General features: G+C 57.5%; 12 protein-coding genes and 1 pseudogene. 9 read left to right on the forward strand and 4 right to left on the reverse strand.

Translation table 11 applies throughout. From position 1 onward, the window contains the following. Positions 1–71 precede the first annotated feature (71 nt). The 8 genes and pseudogenes from CDO73_RS07795 to CDO73_RS27170 all read left to right on the forward strand — a co-directional run bounded on the left by CDO73_RS07795 (position 72) and on the right by CDO73_RS27170 (position 7,780). Positions 72–1,277 (forward strand): LLM class flavin-dependent oxidoreductase, encoded by a 1,206-nt coding sequence (locus tag CDO73_RS07795; protein WP_088487959.1) that lies wholly within the window; start codon positions 72–74, stop codon positions 1,275–1,277. Then, positions 1,274–2,551 carry an ABC transporter substrate-binding protein gene (locus tag CDO73_RS07800; RefSeq protein WP_256972607.1) on the forward strand — a complete coding sequence of 426 codons (1,278 nt, stop codon included), beginning with the start codon at positions 1,274–1,276 and terminating at the stop codon, positions 2,549–2,551. The genes CDO73_RS07795 and CDO73_RS07800 overlap by 4 nt, the downstream gene beginning before the upstream one ends. Before the next feature lie 19 nt (positions 2,552–2,570). Next, the gene (locus CDO73_RS07805) at positions 2,571–3,455 is read left to right on the forward strand and encodes a carbohydrate ABC transporter permease (RefSeq protein WP_373446974.1); all 885 of its coding nucleotides are present in this window, start codon (positions 2,571–2,573) and stop codon (positions 3,453–3,455) included. A 51-nt stretch (positions 3,456–3,506) separates the two neighbouring features. Beyond that, the gene (locus CDO73_RS07810; RefSeq protein ID WP_088487960.1) at positions 3,507–4,322 is read left to right on the forward strand and encodes a carbohydrate ABC transporter permease; all 816 of its coding nucleotides are present in this window, start codon (positions 3,507–3,509) and stop codon (positions 4,320–4,322) included. Positions 4,323–4,894: 572 nt separating this feature from the next. After that, a complete protein-coding gene (locus tag CDO73_RS07815) occupies positions 4,895–6,010 on the forward strand; it encodes a metallophosphoesterase (RefSeq protein ID WP_088487961.1) in 1,116 nt (371 codons plus the stop codon). A gap of 183 nt (positions 6,011–6,193) precedes the next feature. Beyond that, positions 6,194–6,430 carry a hypothetical protein gene (locus CDO73_RS07820; RefSeq protein ID WP_088487962.1) on the forward strand — a complete coding sequence of 79 codons (237 nt, stop codon included), beginning with the start codon at positions 6,194–6,196 and terminating at the stop codon, positions 6,428–6,430. An 18-nt stretch (positions 6,431–6,448) separates the two neighbouring features. Beyond that, positions 6,449–7,024 (forward strand): annotated as a pseudogene (locus CDO73_RS27165) (ABC transporter transmembrane domain-containing protein); the annotation flags it as partial. Between the two features lie 114 nt (positions 7,025–7,138). Continuing rightward, complete coding sequence (locus tag CDO73_RS27170) at positions 7,139–7,780, forward strand: ATP-binding cassette domain-containing protein (RefSeq protein WP_256972612.1); 642 nt, start codon at positions 7,139–7,141, stop codon at positions 7,778–7,780. Between the two features lie 86 nt (positions 7,781–7,866). On the opposite strand, the gene CDO73_RS07830 is transcribed toward CDO73_RS27170, so the two are convergent. The 3 genes from CDO73_RS07830 to CDO73_RS07840 all read right to left on the reverse strand — a co-directional run bounded on the left by CDO73_RS07830 (position 7,867) and on the right by CDO73_RS07840 (position 13,345). Beyond that, positions 7,867–9,015 carry a mannitol-1-phosphate 5-dehydrogenase gene (locus tag CDO73_RS07830; RefSeq protein WP_088487964.1) on the reverse strand — a complete coding sequence of 383 codons (1,149 nt, stop codon included), beginning with the start codon at positions 9,013–9,015 and terminating at the stop codon, positions 7,867–7,869. Positions 9,016–9,257: 242 nt separating this feature from the next. Continuing rightward, the gene (locus CDO73_RS07835; RefSeq protein WP_088487965.1) at positions 9,258–11,216 is read right to left on the reverse strand and encodes a PTS mannitol transporter subunit IICBA; all 1,959 of its coding nucleotides are present in this window, start codon (positions 11,214–11,216) and stop codon (positions 9,258–9,260) included. Beyond that, entirely contained in the window at positions 11,213–13,345 is a 2,133-nt protein-coding gene (locus CDO73_RS07840; protein ID WP_088487966.1) for a BglG family transcription antiterminator, read from the reverse strand. Before CDO73_RS07840 ends, CDO73_RS07835 begins: the two co-directional genes overlap by 4 nt. Positions 13,346–13,877: 532 nt before the next feature. Between CDO73_RS07840 and CDO73_RS07845 the strand changes: the two genes are divergently transcribed. Continuing rightward, positions 13,878–14,651, forward strand: a complete 774-nt coding sequence (locus tag CDO73_RS07845; protein WP_306437512.1) for a transcriptional regulator — start codon at positions 13,878–13,880, stop codon at positions 14,649–14,651. A 566-nt stretch (positions 14,652–15,217) separates the two neighbouring features. Here CDO73_RS07845 and CDO73_RS07850 read toward each other — a convergent pair. Further along, the gene (locus tag CDO73_RS07850) at positions 15,218–17,554 is read right to left on the reverse strand and encodes a glycoside hydrolase family 65 protein (protein ID WP_088487967.1); all 2,337 of its coding nucleotides are present in this window, start codon (positions 17,552–17,554) and stop codon (positions 15,218–15,220) included. Positions 17,555–17,659: the final 105 nt, after the last annotated feature.

Below are 17,659 nucleotides of genomic sequence, written 5' to 3' on the forward strand. Positions count from 1 at the left end.
TGTTTAGTTGGTATATAAAATCTAAAATTTTAAATACAAAAATATAAAACAAGCGGGAAGGCGGGATCGTGATGGCGGGAGAAGGAAGCGGCAAACGGGAGATCGAATTCGGATGGTTTTTGCCCACGGCGGGAGACGGACGTTATGTGGGCGTAGCGCCCGAGCGTCCGGCGACGCTGGAGTATCTGACGGAGGTCGCGCAGACGGCGGAGCAGGCGGGCTTCGAATTCGTGTTGATTCCGACCGGCGGACCGTGTTTGGACGCTTGGGTCGTCGGTTCCGCGGTCATGAGCCGGACGACGACGCTGCGGCCGCTTGTGGCGGTGCGTCCGGGCTTGACCGCTCCGGTACTGTCGGCGCGCATGGGCGCGGCGCTGGACCAGCTCTCCGGCGGACGGGCGATGATCAACGTGGTGACCGGCAGTTCCGTGCAGGATCTCGAAGAACTGGGCGATCCGCTGGCGCATTCGCACGATGAGCGTTACGAACGGGCGGATGAATATCTGGACGTGATGAAGCGGGCTTGGGCGAACGGCGATAAGCCGCAGGCTTCGGAATTCGCCGAAGCTTCGGGTACGGACGGACAAGGTGCGGCTGTCGCGGCGCCGGAACCGTTCCGAGGCAAGCATTACGCGTTCGAGCGCGCGTCGGGTTCGCCGCGAACCGTGCAGAACCCGCATCCGCCGTTCTATCTGGGCGGCAGTTCGGAAGGCGCGAAGCGGGTCGCGATCCGTCACGCGGACACGTTCCTGATGTGGGGCGAGCCGCATGCTTGGATCGAAGAGCAGATCGCGGAGATCGAAGCGCTGCGCCAAGCATACGAGCAGGAAACCGGCAAGCCGCGCGACCTGCGTTACGGACTACGCGCGCAGGTGCTCGTTCGCGATACGGAAGAAGAAGCGTGGACGGCGGCCCGGGAGATCATCAGCAAAGTCTCGCCGGAAGCGATCGAGCGCGCGGAAAAAGAATTCGCCGCCACCGACGCGACCAACCAACGCCGGCAGAACGAGCTGCGCGAGCTGTCCAAAGCGGAACAGTTCGTCGTCGGACCGAATCTGTGGACGGGGCTGTCGGTCGTCCGCTCGGGCGGCGCGATCCTGATCGTCGGCACGGCCGACCAAGTGTCGCAGCGGTTGATCGAATACGCCGAACTCGGCGTATCCACGTTCATTCTGTCCGGTTATCCGCATCTCGAAGAAGCAGAGATCTTCGGGCGGGAAGCGCTGCCGCTGTTCAAACAAAAATGGGCAAACATTCAGAAGGAGGTCGTGCGATGACGGGAACAGGAAAGTCCGGGAAAAAGCTTCGCTATATGTTGGCATCGGGGGCGCTTGCGCTGACGGCGGTGCTCTCCGCCTGCGGAGGCGGCGGTTCCGGTTCCGCGTCTTCGGACGGCAGCGTGACGATCAACTTCCTGCATTGGCGCGGCGAAGACGTGAAAACGCTGGATACGATCATCGACAAGTTCGAGCAGGCCAACCCGAAGATCAAAGTCGAGATGCAGACGCTGCCGTCGGACCAGTACCAATCGACGGCGCAGGCCAAATTGTCCGACGGCTCGGTCGGCGACGTGTTCGCTTCGTTCCCGGGCGCGCAGTTCGACGCGCTGTCCAAAGCCGGCGTATTCGCCGACTTGAGCGGATCTTCGTGGCTCAAGAGCTTCAACGCCGACCTGATCGCCGCCGGGCAGCAGGACGGCAAGCAGCTCGCCGTGCCGTATCAGCTCGTCTACAACGATCCGATCTATAACGTCAAGCTGTTCGAGAAATACGGCTTGACGCCGCCGAAGGACTGGGAAGGCTTCTTGGCGCTCTGCCAGAAGCTCAAAGACAACGGCATCATCCCGATCGCGTTCGCGGGCGCGGATATCGGTCCGGGCCAATTCATGAACACGATGGTCATGAACAACGAGCCGAGCGAAGACATCTTCGAGAAGGTCGAAGCGGGCGAAGCCAAGCTGACCGACGAATGGTGGGTCAAGACGCTGACCCAGATCAAAGAACTGAACGACAAAGGCTATTTCCAACCCGACGCGCTCGGCACCAAAGACGCGGCCGCAGGCGCTTTGTTTATTCAGGAGAAAGCGGGCATGCTCGCCAGCGGTTCGTATCAGCTCGCGCAGAACGCGGCGCAGAACCCGAATCTCGAGCAGGGTCTGCTCGCGCCGATCACCGTGAGCGCGGGCGAAGCCAAATACGAAGGCGTGCATACCAGCACGTTCATGCTGGCCGTGAACAGCAAATCCAAACATCCGGAGGAAGCGAAGAAATTCCTCGAATATCTGAGCCAACCGGACGTGGCGGGCGAATACGCCAACGCGACGGGACAGAACGTCACGGTGGACGGCGTATCGTACACCAGCCCCGAGCTGAAAGTCGCCGAAGCGTGGACGAGCAAGAAGACGCTGTTCCAACCGCGCTTCACGATCAAGAACGGCGATAACCAAAAAGCCGTGACCAACTCGATTCAGGCCGTGCTGGGAGGCGCTTCGCCGGAGGAAGCGGCGCAGGAAGCCCAAGCGGTCATCGATCAGAATCTGAGCAAGTCGTGAGCCGGAGCCTAGCCTGCCTATGAACCTCAAAAGAATGAAACATAAGCGTGCCTTGTGGCTGTTCCTGCTGCCGGGCACGCTGCTGTATCTGTTCCTGTTCGCGTATCCGACGCTCTCGGGACTCTTCTATTCCTTCACCGACTGGGACGGCGTCTCCGATTCGTACCGGATGGTCGGGCTGGACAATTACAAAGACAGCTTCGACAGTCTGGTCTTCCGCAAGACGCTGCTGAACAACGTCAAGTTCATGCTCAGCGTCGTCATTGTCCAGACGATCGTCTCGCTGGTACTGGCGATGCTGCTGTCCCGCAATACGCGAACGCGCGTCTTCCTGCGCGCGCTCTATTTCCTGCCGGCGATCCTGTCGTCGGTCTCGGTCGGCTTGATCTGGTCGTTCGTCTACGATCCGACGATCGGCATGCTCAATCTGGGCCTGCGCGGAGCCGGACTGGACGGCTTGGCGCAGAACTGGATCGGCGATCGGCATATCGCCCTGTACGCGATCGCGGCCGTGCAGGTCTGGGCGCATGCCGGCCAGATGATGATCGTGTTCATCGCCGGGCTTCAGGCGATCCCGGCCGAACTGTACGAGTCGGCGCGCATCGACGGCGGCAGCCGCTGGCAGCTGTTCCGGCATATCACATGGCCGCTGCTCGCGCCGGCTTCGGCAATCGTCATCGCGTATACGACGATCCAATCGTTCAAAGCGTTCGACCTGATCTTCGTCATGACGGACGGAGGACCGAACAACGCGACCGAGATTCTGTCGACGTACATCTATCACGCGGCGTTCGGCAATTACAAATTCGGTCTGGCTTCGGCCGGCTCGATGATCTTCTTGGTCGTCTTGGCCGTGCTGACGTATTTGCAATTCAAAGCGCTGCGGACGGACCGCGCGGTCTGATACGGATACAGGCCGCGCGGCCGCTATTCCGAGCGGCAGAAAGGAGAACGTATGGCTTTCAAATGGCTGGGACGGCTGCTCGTGCTGCTCTACGCGGCGATCATCGCCGCGCCGCTCTACTTCGTGCTGATCTCGGCGTTCAAGCCGAACACGGCTTTCTTCGCCGACCCGCTCGGCTGGCCGAAGCCGCTGACGCTGGAGAATTTCTCGGCGCTGTTCGAGCAGCAGCCGATGCTGCGCTATTTCGGCAACAGCACACTCGTGACGCTGGGCACGGTAGCGCTCGATCTGCTGCTCGGCAGCCTGATCGCCTACGCGATCGTGCGTTTCGGCGGACGGATCGGCGCGTTTTTCTTCGCGCTGTACGCCGCCGGCCTGATCGTGCCGACGCAGGTCAATATGCTGCCGCTGTATTCGCTGGTTCGCAAGCTCGGCTGGTCCGACCATCTGCTCGGTCTGGTGGTCGTATCGGTGGCGCTGTTCCTGCCGCTGACCGTGTTCATGCTGACGGGCTTCATGCGTTCGCTGAGCCGCGAAGTGCTCGAAGCGGGCAGCATCGACGGCGCAAGCGAATGGCGGCTGTTCGCGCGGATCGCGATTCCGCTGTCCGCGCCCGCGCTGTCGGCGTGCGCCACGTTCCTGTTCGTGATGTCGTGGAACGATCTGCTCATGCCGATGCTGCTGATCAACGGCAATTCGAAGCTGACGCTGCCGCTCGCGCTCATGCAGTTCCGAGGCGAATACGTGACGAATTATACGACGCTGCTCGCCGGAGTCGTGCTGTCGGCGGTTCCGATGGTGGTGCTGTTCCTGTTCTTGCAGCGGTATTTTATCGCGGGCATGACGGCGGGAGCGATCAAAGGATGAATAGGGTGACCGAAGGCCTTCTGCGAAGAAGGCCTTTTTGCCGTCCGCACAAGTCACGTAGGCGAGAGCGGCGAGCCGACTCCGAGAGAACCCCGTTTCCGTAGCCGTAGGAAGGAAGCAGCTTCGCTAACGGATCGTCGATTCCTTAGAACCGCCAAACGACCCTTGTGGAGATTCTAACGGATCATAGATTCTTTAGCCGTTCGATTCTCCTCCTTTTCGGCTCAAAAACCGTCTGTTTTGATTCTAAGCGTAATCTGGATCCGTTAAAATTTCAAAACCGCTCCAAATGCCCGCTAAGCGTCACCTCGATCCGTTAGAAACCAAACGTTGATCGGATTCCGTGCGGACGAAATCGCAGCGGCTGCTTAAGGAGCAAAGTTTGCGGAGAAAAGTCGGCGGCGAATAGAAAAAGCGAGCAAACGGCGTCTGCGGAATAGGGAGAGAATCGGAACTTTAACGTGTCAGGAACGGCCCTTCGCTCGACTTCTAGTTCGCCGGCTTCGTATAATGGAAAGAAAAACGTTTGCGGCGCATCGAAACGCAAACGGTGCCGGAGAGGAGCATGAGGTTTGGTTATCCGCATCATCATTTCGCTGCTCGTGTATCATGCTTTTCTCTACTATATAGGCTGGAATCTGTGGAAAGGGATCAAAGCGTTCCGGCCGAATCTTGGGAAACGTTGGTTGTTCGCGTTGTCGGCGGTGCTGCTGCTCGCGGCGTGGTCGATGGCTTTCCGCTTCATCTTCAGCGAATACGCATGGGCGCATTGGGTCGGCGGCGTCTGGCTGTCGTTCGCTTACCTGATGGTGCTTATTCTGCCCGCGACGAATCTCGCCGTGCTACTGCTGCGTCTGATCAAGCGGATCGACCGCCGCCGATTGACGCAGAGCATGACGATCATCGCAGCCGTGCTTACGCTGGCGGTAGGCGGAGTCGGCATCCATAATGCTTACAGCCCCGTGGTCCGCGAGTATTCGATCACGATCGACAAGCCGGCGCTGGACGGACGCCAAAAAATGAAGATCGTCATGGCGACGGACCTGCATTTCGGCGCGCTGTCCGGTCCTTCCCACGCCAAGCGGCTCGTTCGCATGATCAACGCGCAGCAGCCGGATCTGGTGCTGTTCCCCGGCGATCTGGTGGACGACGATATCGTGCAGTACGTCAAACAGGGCATTCCGGAGATTCTGCGCGGGATCCAGACTCCGGTCTATGCTTCGCTCGGCAATCACGACCGGCTGGAAGCGGGCGATACGACGCTGATCCGGACGCTGGAAGACAGCGGGATGAACGTGCTGTACGACGATGTCGTCAGCGAAGGTCTGCCGGTGACGTTGATCGGGCGCAAAGACCGCACCGATCCCGCTCGTATGTCGGTAGCTCAACTGGTCGCGGAAGCGAACCCGGCGTCGCCGCTCATTTTGCTGGATCACCAGCCGTACGATCTCGATCTGGCGGCGCAAGCGGGCATCGATCTGGAAGTATCCGGGCATACGCACCGCGGCCAGATCTTCCCGGCGAACTTTATCACGAACCGGATCTACGAGAACGACTGGGGTTATCTGCGAGAAGGCAAGATGGATTCGATCGTGACGTCCGGCTACGGCTTCTGGGGCCTTCCACTGCGTACGAATTCGCGGTCGGAGTTGGTCGTGATCGACGTGCGTTTCGCGGGCGGCCAATAAACGTTGATAAGCTTATTTAAAAGCAAGCTGGATTCCCATCGGAATTCCGCTTGCTTTTCTTTTTGTGTAGATGACGGATCGTGGGCGACGTGCGGGGCGATTAGCTTGCTCACGGATTATTCATTTTTTGGCAGGAAGAAAAAGGATTGAGCATGCTAACATAAGTAGCAATGGAGGATACTTATGAGAAATATCCTGTTGAGCCTCAAAAAACCGATAGCCTTTGAAATTGTCAGCGAGTTATTAGGCACGATATGTTTAGCCAGCATCCCATATTTGAATAAGATTCTGATTGACGGGATTACGCACTTCGGCGTCTGGGACATTTTGCGTCTGGCGGTCTGTGTGACATTGCTATGGGGAGGACATATCTTTTCTAGTTATATCTCGCAGATCTACAGTTGGCAGAGTGCTATTTGATTCGAGAATACGCTTAAGAAAAAGTATTTCTGGAAAATCAGCGAATTCAGCTATGGCGAGTTCAGTCAACATCGAGTAGGCGAGTATTTATCCAAATTAAGCAATGATATTACCATGCTGGAGCAAAATTATTTAACGCCGTTGAAAGCTCTGATCAAGTCCACGATTTCTATTGTCGTGTACGCGGTCGTCATCATTCATGTCGTCAACTTTTCTTTTTTTGCCGTCTTGTTCGCCTTATCCGTTCTCACGGTATGTACCCCCAGAATAATGAGAAGCCGTTTATCGTCAGCTAATAAGGCCTATATGAAAAAAGCAGGGATATACACGGACAAAGTGAAAGATTTATTAACGGGTTTCACCTTGATGAACAGGAAGACACGAACAAGTTTCAATCGAGAAAATGCCAGAGTCGTGGACACCTTATCAGCAAGCCGAATGAAGTATGGCAAAGCGAAGGTCATGTCCATTGTGCTGTCAGGCAGCGCGATTACTCTCGTTGATATTGCGGTCTTCATCATGGTCGGGATTCTGCTGTTGAACGGACAGTTTTCGATCGGCATAGCGGTAGCCTGCTTCGCATATACGCAGAGCTTTGTTGAACCGGTTCGAGAGATTTTATACGATGTGAACGCGATTCATTCTGTCGGCAACATCAAGGCGGAAATCGAACAAGTGCTGGCTAAACAAACGCAAGCGCTGGAAGAAATGGACGCTGCACAGGGTTCGATTCGTCTTCGGAACGTGACCGCGCATCGGAGCCATGCAGCAGCGACATTCAACTACGAATTCGCGATCGGCAAAAAGTATGTCATTACCGGAGAGAGCGGTACAGGCAAATCGACTCTGCTTGGCATCATAGGGGGATTGATTACCGATTACGAGGGAAGCGTAGATCTGGACGGAGCGAACCTGAAAAATATTCACGCCCAATCGCTCATCACCTTGAACGGTCAAAATGAACATATTTTTGCCGAGAGCTTTCAAGAAAACGTGACGTTATTCGGGACTTACCCGTTCGACGAGCAGCGCCTGCATCGCATTTTCGGAGCAAGCTCTATTTTCCATAAGATCAAGACCAGCTCGGACTGTCAAAATCTAAGCGGAGGGGAGCAGCAGATCGTAAGATTCTGTAGACAGATTCTTCAGGATAAGCCGATCGTTCTAATGGACGAATCCTTTTCGGCGATCGATCTGGAGAACAGGCGCTGTATCTATCAAGAGTTGCTGCGGCAAAAGAACAAAACGCTGATTTATGTGACCCACGAGATTTACGATGAATTTTTAAGTCATTTCGACCACGTGATCCGTATGGAATCCAACGTGCAGCTTCGGCAGGCAAACGGCTAATCTTCTGGCTGAATATGAAAAAGACCTATCCATGAAGGGATTCATGAATAGGTCTTTTTTTGAGCAAACCGTTGGACAATCCTCGCTTAGTTCTTCAACGACTCGTAAGCATCCGCGATCTTCGCGTTTTCCCCGCTGTCTTCGGTGAAGCCGGTCGCTTCGGCGATAGCGGCTTCGAGGCCTTTTTCCTGAATGGAGGCTTGAAGCTCGACGGACTGCTTGTCTTCCGGGTTGTCGTAGTGCAGAGCGGCGGCGATGCCGGTCAGCAGGTTGTCGATCGGCAGATCAAGACCCAGCGCCATACGGGCCGGACCGCTCAGACGGTCGTTCGGGCCCAGTTTGCGCAGCGGTTCGCGGCCGACGCGGCTGACATCGTCGTTCAGGTACGGATTGCGGAAACGTTTCTCGATCTTATCGATGTATTTGGCATGTTCGCCCGCGTCGAAGCCGTGCTCTTTGACCAGCGCCGCTCCGCTTTCTTCCATCGCGCCGCGTACGACCGTACGAACGGATTCGTCTTCGATCGCTTTGTCGACGGTCGGCAGGCCTTTGAGGTAGCCGAGGTAAGCCGTGATCGCGTGGCCCGTGTTGAGGGTGTACAGCTTGCGCTGCACGTAAGCGACCAGCGTGTCGGTCAGCTTCATGCCTTCGATCGTCGGCACGCCGCCTTTGAACGCCGGTTCTTCGACGATCCATTCGTAGAACGATTCCACGCCTACGTCGAGCAGGTTGTCGCCTTTGAACGGCGGCACGATGCGGTCGACGGAGCAGTTCGGGAAGCCGACATGCTCGTCCGCGTAAGCTTTGGCTTCATCGGACAGATGCGCGTACACTTGTTCCTTGAGATGCGAGCTTGCGCCCACCATGTTTTCGCAGGCGATGATGTTCAAGAAACCGGAGCCGGACTTGGCGCGTTCTTCCAGACCCGCCGCGATGTTGACCGCGATAAATTTAAGGACGTTCGGGCCGACGGCCGTCGTGATGATCTCGGCTTCGATGATATGCTGCGACAGCTCGGGGCTGCTGGACAGTACGCCGGACACGCCGGTTACCGGAATCTCGCGTTTGTCGAGGTCAAGAATATGGATGGTGTATCCGTGCTTTTCGTTCAGTTCGTTGATCATCGCTTCGTTGACGTCGGCGAAGACCAGCTCGTAACCTGCTTCGACGAGCAATGCTCCGATAAAACCGCGACCGATATTGCCGGCACCGAATTGAATCGCTTTTTTGGACATGATAAAGGACCTCCGCTATAAGGAATGGCTCGTTCGGCGGACAGGCCGCCGCGAACGAGCAGAGTAAGATAAAATTACAGAAGATCGAATCAGAGAACACCAAGCCTCATCTACCATTAAACGCATCGAACTGTAAAATCATGATCCGCCACACATTTAAGTGGAGATTTACGAATAAACGCGTGAAAGGGAAAGGAAAGAGGGGTTCTTTCCTTTCCCTATTCATCTGTCTAAGGCCGATATTACTCCGGCTGTACGCTCAGAACGTTATAGACGTCGTCCACGCTGCGCGTTTGCGCCAAACGCTGCACCGTCGATTCGTCTTCGATCGCTTCCGCGATCTTCGTCAGAATCTTCAAATGTTCGCCGCGCGCGCCGGCAATGCCGATGACCAGATAAGCCGTGCCGCCTTCGAATTCGACGCCGTTCGGATACTGCAGCACCACGATGCCCGAATTCTCGATCTCGTTCTTCGCCGTGCCTACGCCGTGAGGAATCGCCACGCCGTTGCCGATGTAAGTCGAAGCTACGCCTTCGCGTTCGATCATGGCGTCCACGTAACCCGGTTTAACATAACCGGCGGCGGAGAGCATGCGTCCCGCTTCGCGGATCGCTTCTTCTTTGCTGACGCTCGGCAGGCCGAGGCGGATGTTTTCTTTGCGCAGGATGTTCGACGAATCGAAGCCCGGCGCGGCTTTGTCCAGCGCGTTGTCGATATCCCACTGCGCTTCAGGCGTTGCGGTCGTGTTGCGTTCCGCAGGCGAACCTCCGGCTTGCGAAGCTTTCAATTCTTCGATCAGGTCTTCGTAGACCGGATTGTTGATAAAGTTGTCGATCGAAACGTGATGCGCGTTCGGAGCTTTCGCTCTGGCGCGGTCTGTCAGGTTTTGCTGCGTCACGACGATATCGGCATCCGAAGGGATGTTCTCGATCGCTGTGTTCGTGACGTTGATCGGCAATCCTGCCGCTTTGACTTTCTTGCGGAAAGACGATGCGCCCATCGCGCTCGAACCCATGCCGGCGTCGCAAGCGAAGACGATTTTTTCGACTTTGCCGTTTACGCGTACGTTCGTGCCTGCGGCGGAGCCGGCTGCGCCCGTTTTGCTGCCTTTCATCGCCTGCGAAGCTTCGCGGGCTTTAGCGAGATCTTCGTCGTCCGCTTTGTAGTTGCGGAGGAAGACCGCCGATACCAAGAACGACACGATTGCGGCTGCGGCTACGCCGGCGAGAACCGCAAGCTGTCCGCCTTTCGGCGATACGAGCATCAATGCGATGATACTGCCCGGAGAAGCGGCGGACACGAGGCCTGCGCCTGTCAGAGTGAACGTGAATACGCCGGCCATGCCGCCCAAGATGACGGAGAGAATCAGAACCGGTCTCATCAGGACGTAAGGGAAGTAGATTTCATGGATACCGCCCAAGAAATGAATGATGATCGCGCCCGGAGCGGAGCTCTTGATCGAACCTTTGGCGAATACCCAATACGCGAGCAGAACGCCCAGACCCGGACCCGGGTTGGCTTCGATCAGGAAGAAGATCGATTTGCCGAGACGCTGCGATTCTTCAAGGCCCAGCGGGCTGAAGATGCCGTGGTTGATGGCGTTGTTCAGGAACAGGATTTTGCCCGGTTCGACGAAGATCGAGACGAGCGGCAGGACGCCCCAGTTTACGATCGTTTGCACGCCGGATTCCAAGATGTTCGTAAAGCCGCCGACCAGCGGCCCGATACCGTAGTAACCGCCGACCGCCAGCGCGGCGCCGATGATGCCGAGCGAGAAGTTATTGACCAACATTTCGAAACCGGCCGGGATCTTGCCTTCCACGGAACGGTCGAACTGCTTGATGATCCAACCGGCCAGAGGGCCCATGATCATCGCGCCGATAAACATCTTCACGTCGCCCGCGCCGACGATGACGCCCATCGTGGCGATCGCCGCGATAACGCCGCCGCGGTGATCGGCGAGCATTTTACCGCCGCTGTACGCGATCAAGAGCGGCAGCAGGTAAGTGATCATCGGACCGATCATCGTCGCGATCGCTTCGTTCGGCCACCAGCCGGTCGGGATGAAGAGCGCGGTCAACAGGCCCCACGCGATAAACGCGCCGATATTCGGCATGACCATCGCGCTCAGGAAACGTCCAAATTTCTGCACGCCCTGTCTTGCGCCGCCGGACTTGGCCGGCGTCGAGATGCTGCTCATAATTGTTCAACCTCCAATGTGTATTGTTCTATTTTTCTTGCGTATAACTCTCTCATCATGTCCGCGATCTCGCCCCGAAGCCGCTCGGGCTCAAGGGAAGAGAGTCTCGCGGCGAAGCCGGGTCGGTCGATCAGCGATTTGCTGATCTCGCCGGCGGCTTGGAGGTAATGCTTGCTGCTGGACTTGGGAGCCAGCAGGAGCAGCGCCGCTCTGAGCAGCAGCGGCTTGTCTTCCGATTCGGCGGCGAGGCCGTCCGGAAAGCGGAAGACGCCGAGCATCAGCCGGTCGATCACCTGCGACCGGCAGTGCAGCAGGATCAATCCGTCCTGCGACAAGACGGTCTCGCCGAGCCGTTCGCGTTCGTGCAGTTCGCGTTCGAGCACGGCGGCGTCTTCGGCATTTCCGGTAAAACGCTTCGAGATCGCGCCGATCAGCTCGCCGACGTTTCGCGAAAGCAGTTCGCTGTCGATATCGACGTTTTTTACGAGATCCAGAATCCCTTGAAGCGTCTGATGATGTTCTTCCAACGTGCCGACGAGATCGCCTTGACCTTGAGCGGCCGTCCGCTTTTTCTTTTTGCCGAAACCTCGCTGCTGTGCGTTTACGAACCGCCGAATCTGTTCGATGTCCGGGTAAGAGAGCAGCACCGACACCCGAACGAGCGGAATGTCCGTCTCCACGTCCACGGTCGAGATGATGAAGTCCGCTTCCCGGTTCTCGGCGGCTTCCGAAGCGGAAGCGAGGCCGATGAGGTTGAACGAAGGGAACTCTTTGCGGACCCGCGCCATCAGCAGTCCGGAAGTGCCCATGCCGCTCGCGCAGGCGATCAGCACTTTCGGCGAAGGGCGTTCGGCTCGGGCGTATTCGCTCATCGCGCCGAGGTGCATCGCGATGTAACCGATTTCCGATTCCGGCACCTCGCGTTGTACGTAATCGGCGAGAAACTTCGAGCAGTTCGCCGCAATAGAGAACACGTCCGCATATTGTTCGCGAATCTGCGCGAGCAGCGGATTGCGGATATCCAGCCCCAGCCGCAGCCGTTCGACGGCGGGGCCGAGATGGTGGACGAATCCGGCGAACAGCTTGCTGCTGCCTTTCAATTCGTAGCCGAATTCGGCTTCCGCGGCTTTCAGCATATTGCGGGCCAACCGGACAAGCTCGAAACTGACGTAGTCGTAATAGTTGTCGTTGTCCCGGTCCAGCCGCGTCTCCGCGCCTTTGAGGTGCATCGTGATATAGCCGACTTCGTCTTCGGGAATCTCGATGCCCAGCATCTCTTCCAAACGAGCCGCGAGCCTTCGGGCTTGTTCGAACTCGCTTAAGCCGCGCAGACCGTCCAGCACCCGGGCGTCGATGGCGATGCGCTGTCCGGCGCGGATGCGTTGGATCGCAAGCGCCAGATGCACCGCCAGCCCGATGTAGGCCATATCGGTCAGCTTCAAGTCGAGGCTGTCTTCCAGCTCTTCGACCATCCGCTGAAGCTGCTCGGCCGCGCCTTCGTCGATCAGGTTCAGCAGGCGGCTGCGAATATGCGAGCGGATCCTCGTGGGATCGGCCGCCGCTTGACCGCCGGAAGCGTTCAGCAGCTCGGCCACCTGATCTTCGGCCACGCTCTCGTAGACCAGTTGGATCAACGCGGAGCGGATCGCGGTCTCGCTGCCTTCGACGTAGACGCCGTATCCGGGCTTGCGGATCAGGCGGAGGCCGAAAGGCTTAAGCCATTGTTCCGCCCGGTCGAGGTCGGTGCTGAGCGTGCTTTCGGTGACTTTGAACTGCGACGCGAAGCTGTAAGACTTCACGGGCTCGGCCGCGAGCAGCAGTTCGCTGATCAAAAAGTAATGCCTTTCGTCCTTGCTGTAATCTTCTCTGACCGAACCCGCGGCGTTGAGTTCTTCTATAAGAGCGTCCAACTTCTTCGGCGCGGCATCCAGTTTGACTCCGGCTCCCGGTTTGCGGATCAATCTCGCTTCTCTTGCCGAGAGCCAGCTTTCCACGCCGGGAAGTTCGCGTTTGACCGTTCGTTCGCTGACATCCAATTCGTCCGACAGATCCCGTACCGTAACGAACTCTCCCTTTGAAACGAGAAGTCGCTTCACAATCGGCAGCAGTCGTCCGGTCGGTTTGTCCACGTGGATACCTCCTTTTCGAACCCCTCTTTTTTGAAAACGGTATCATTTCCCCGGGAACAGGGAGGAGACGATTTGCCTCGGTACTGACTGTCGCATGCAAGACCTCGTCTTCTTCTCAAATTTTAAGCACACCGCCTCGGAATGGCAAAGGAAAGATGCCGGATTTTGTCCCGAATCAACCGGTGACAAAGTCGAAGAACGGCGGGATTTTCCTTTCGCGCATAAAAGTTTTTCATTCACTTATTACTCCAAACGTGCAGACATCAACCAGTTTTCATGCAAAATGTAGGGTGGATTTTCAATGACTTTCATTTTACTGTATTGAATATTTTATGTATGGGATGGGTAAGGATGGAAGGAAGAGGCATGGACGGAAAAGAGGTGCCGGAAGCCCGCTTCTGCTTGCTTCGCCGTTTGTTCGCGAGGTACACTTGATTTATACGGACGCGAAGCACGCGCCGCCTTGGATACGGGAGTATCCGAGGCGGCTTTTTGCGTTGTTTACGCCGAAAGAAGTAAAGGAGAGAAGCAGATGGCGGAGAATTTCGAGCAGGCTTATGGAAAATGGTTGGACGGGCAGATTCAGACGGAGTCGAACGTACGCCGATCGGAGCTGTTAAAACGCGGACTCGGGCACGGGACAATAGAATTCATGCGGCAGATCTGGTTTCCGGCCATCGGCAATCTGGACGATCTGCACGCGGAATGGGAGGTACGCGATTACCATGGCGGATATCGGTATATCGATCTGGCTTACCGGCCCGGCGGGGCCAAAGGCGCGATCGAGATTCAGGGGTACGGTTCGCATGCTCGCGATCTGGACACCCGGCGTTTCAAAGACCTGTGTTGGCGGCACAGCCTGCTCAGCCTCGACGGTTGGACGCTGCTTCCGGTCGCTTATTTGTCGATCGTCGAGGAACCCGAGCGCTGCCGCCAGTTGGTGCTTGCTTTTGCGGGACGGTTTCTCTCGGATGCGGCGTCGGACGGGCTCAACTGGCTGGAAGAAGAGACGATGAGGTATGCGCGTCGGCGTCTGGCCCCTTTTGCCGCGGGAGAGCTTGCCGAACATCTGCGCGTGAGCGATCGGCATGCGCGATTGACCGTTCGATCGCTAGTGGAGCGGCATCGACTGGTTGCGGCCGAGGAGAAACAACGGTATCGAACGTATCGGCTGGCGGATTCCGCTTGGGCGGATTCGGCGAGCCATTCGGGAAATGCGGCAGGTACAGCGGCAGGCGATGTCGTGCGGGGATCAAGAAACGGCACAAGGAGCGGGAGCGCGAAGTCTGTGGGAAAGCGGAAATGAAGCGAAGAAACGAAGAAACGAAGAAGCGAAGAACAATCGCGGAGATCGGCGAGCCGGACCGATTTCAGCGACGCTAACGGATCGAGATGACGCTTAGAGCGATTTTTGCGACGTTTCCGAATTCTAACGGATTCAGATGACGCTTAGAAGAAAAATGGCGCGATTTTTGAACGAAAAAGGGGCAGTTGGAGTGTCTAACGAATCTACGATCCGTTAGCGTCGGAAAAAGGCCGGATTTGCGGTTCTAAGAGATCTACGATCCGTTAGATCCGAAGCTGCGTCGGGCCGCATCAAGTTGCGCGGCTTCCGCTCACGCCGCAAAGAGCGACGTCGAAAGCAGCATGCCAAACAGCGCCTTCCGCAAAAGGAAGACGCTGTTTCGCTTTCATGACGAGCCGGCCGCTGCTTGACGACGCCGCTCGTTCTACCCTGCAATTACGCCGCTTTTACCTCTGCGGCGACGGTTCCGGCACGCCGTTCAACGTCCCGCTTTGCTCTCGTCGCAGGGGCTTTCCCCGCATCATTGCCTTGCCTTCCGTCTGCGCGCAGGCCGCGCTCGCCGCCTCTTACGCCGGCGCGCCGGCCTGCGGCTCGCGTTCGCCGGAGACGCTCTCGCCGGCGGCGAGCTCGATCTCGCGGCCGTAGAGCGTCAGCGCCGCCGCTTCCGGGCCTTCGTTCACGACGGTCGCCTTGCCGCCGGACACTTTGACTTCCAGGCGCGCGCCGCGGAAGCCGACTTTGAACGACAGCGACGTCCAGCTGTCCGGGCTGAACGGGTTCAGCACCAAGCGTCCTTCGCGGACGCGCAGACCGCCGAAGCCTTGCACGACGGACATCCACGTTCCGGCCATGCTGGTCGTGTGGCAGCCGTCTTCCGTATCGTTGTTATAGTTGTCGAGATCGAGCCGCGACGTGCGCAGATACATCTCGTACGCTTTGTCCGTGTAGCCGAGCTCGGCCGCGAGAATCGCGTGCACGCAAGGCGACAGCGACGATTCGTGCACGGTGATCGGCTCGTAGAAATCGAAGTTCCGGCGTTTGGTCTCGAGATCGTAACGGTCGCCGAGGAAGAACAGCCCTTGCAGCACGTCCGCCTGCTTGATGTAGCACGAACGCAGGATGCGGTCCCACGACCAGTTCTGGTTGAGCGGCAGGTGTACGCGATCCAGATGCGCCACCGGCAGGATTTCTTTGTCGAGGAAGCCGTCCTGCTGCAGGAAGATGCCGGTTTCCTCGTCCGCGGCCAGCAGCATCCGCGCCGAGATATCGGCCCATTTGCTCAATTCGTTCTCGCTCAGCCCGATCCGGTGCTCGACGTCCGCGAACGTTTCCGGCTGCTCCGCCCGCAGTCGCTCCGCCACTTGCAGCGTGTATTCCAGCGTCCAAGCCGCCATGCGGTTCGTGTACCAGTTGTTGTTGACGTTGTTCTCGTACTCGTTCGGACCGGTCACGCCGAGAATCTGGTAAGCGCCGCGGCGTTCGGAATACGTCACGCGTTCTTCCCAGAAACGCGACAGTTCCGCCAGCACTTCGAAGCCGTATTCACCGAGATAAGCGGAATCGCCCGTGTATTCGACGTAGTTGTAGATCGCGTAAGCAATCGCGCCGTTGCGGTGGATCTCTTCGAACGTGATCTCCCATTCGTTATGGCATTCTTCGCCGTTCATGGTGACCATCGGGTACAGCGCGCCTTTGGAGAAGCCCAGTTTGGCCGCGTTTTCTTTTGCTTTTTGCAGATGTTTGTAGCGATAGATCAGCAGATTGCGGGCCACGTGCTGATCCGCGGTGCTCAGATAGAACGGGAGGCAGTACGCTTCGGTATCCCAGTAGGTGCTGCCGCCGTATTTTTCGCCCGTGAAGCCTTTCGGTCCGATATTCAGCCGGTCGTCTTCGCCCGTGTACGTCTGATGCAGTTGGAAAATGTTGAACCGGATCGCCTGCTGCGCTTTCTCGTCGCCTTCGATCACGATATCGCCGTCGCGCCATTTCTCGGCCCACGCTTCGCGCTGCGCGTCGAGCAGCGCGTCGAACCCGCGTTCCAGCGCTTCTTCCGCGAATTCCCGCGCTTTGCCCGTCAGCGTTTCCGGCTCGTGATCGCGGGAAGTGACGTTGGCGACGTATTTGTAGAGCGTGATCGTCTGATCCGCTTCGGCGCGCAGCGACAGCGTGATTCCGGCGAACTTGTCGCGCTTGTGCGTTTCCGCTTCCACGTGGAACTCTTGGTCTTCGTCGCCCGTCGCGGCCAGTTCGTAGACCATATGCGAAGCGACGCGGAAATCGAGCTTCTTGGTGCGGACTTCGACGCTGGCGCGATCGACCGCGGCGTCCTGCGACAGACCGTCCCAGAATTTTTCTTCGTAGTTGGAGTCTTTGTTCACGACGTCCGCGTCGAGATAAGGGGTCAGCTTGAGCTGCGCCGGAGCGTCCAGCGGCGTGACCGCGTAACGGATCGCGCCGATCTCTTTGAACGGCACGCTGACGAAGCGCAGTGATTCGACGCGAACGCGCGCGCCGCTAGGCAGTTTGGCCGTCAGACTGCGGCTCAGCGTGCCTTCTTGCATATTGAGCGTGCGCTTGAAATCTTCGACTTCGCAGTTCGACAGATCCAGCGCCGTGCCGTCGATTTCGACGTCGATGCCGATCCAGTTGACCGAGTTCAGCACTTTGGCGAAGTATTCCGGATAGCCGTTTTTCCACCAGCCGACGCGCGTTTTGTCCGGGTAATAGACGCCCGCCATATAGCTGCCTTGCAGCGAAGGGCCGCTGTACGCCTCTTCGAAATTCGCCCGCTGCCCCATATAACCGTTGCCGATGCTGAACACGCTTTCCGAAACCTCGTTGCGTGCCGGGTCGAAGCCTTCTTCGATAATGCGCCATTCGTTCACTTTGAGATACGGTTTCATGCTTGATCTCTCCTTGTCGGGTGGTGAGGGACGAAGAACTCGGGCGGCGCCGCAAGAACGAATCCCTGTGAGTAGCTTGTCGACACTAACGGTCAAAGCATTAGT

The organism is Saccharibacillus sp. O23 (assembly GCF_002205895.1).
Lineage (GTDB): Bacteria > Bacillota > Bacilli > Paenibacillales > Paenibacillaceae > Saccharibacillus.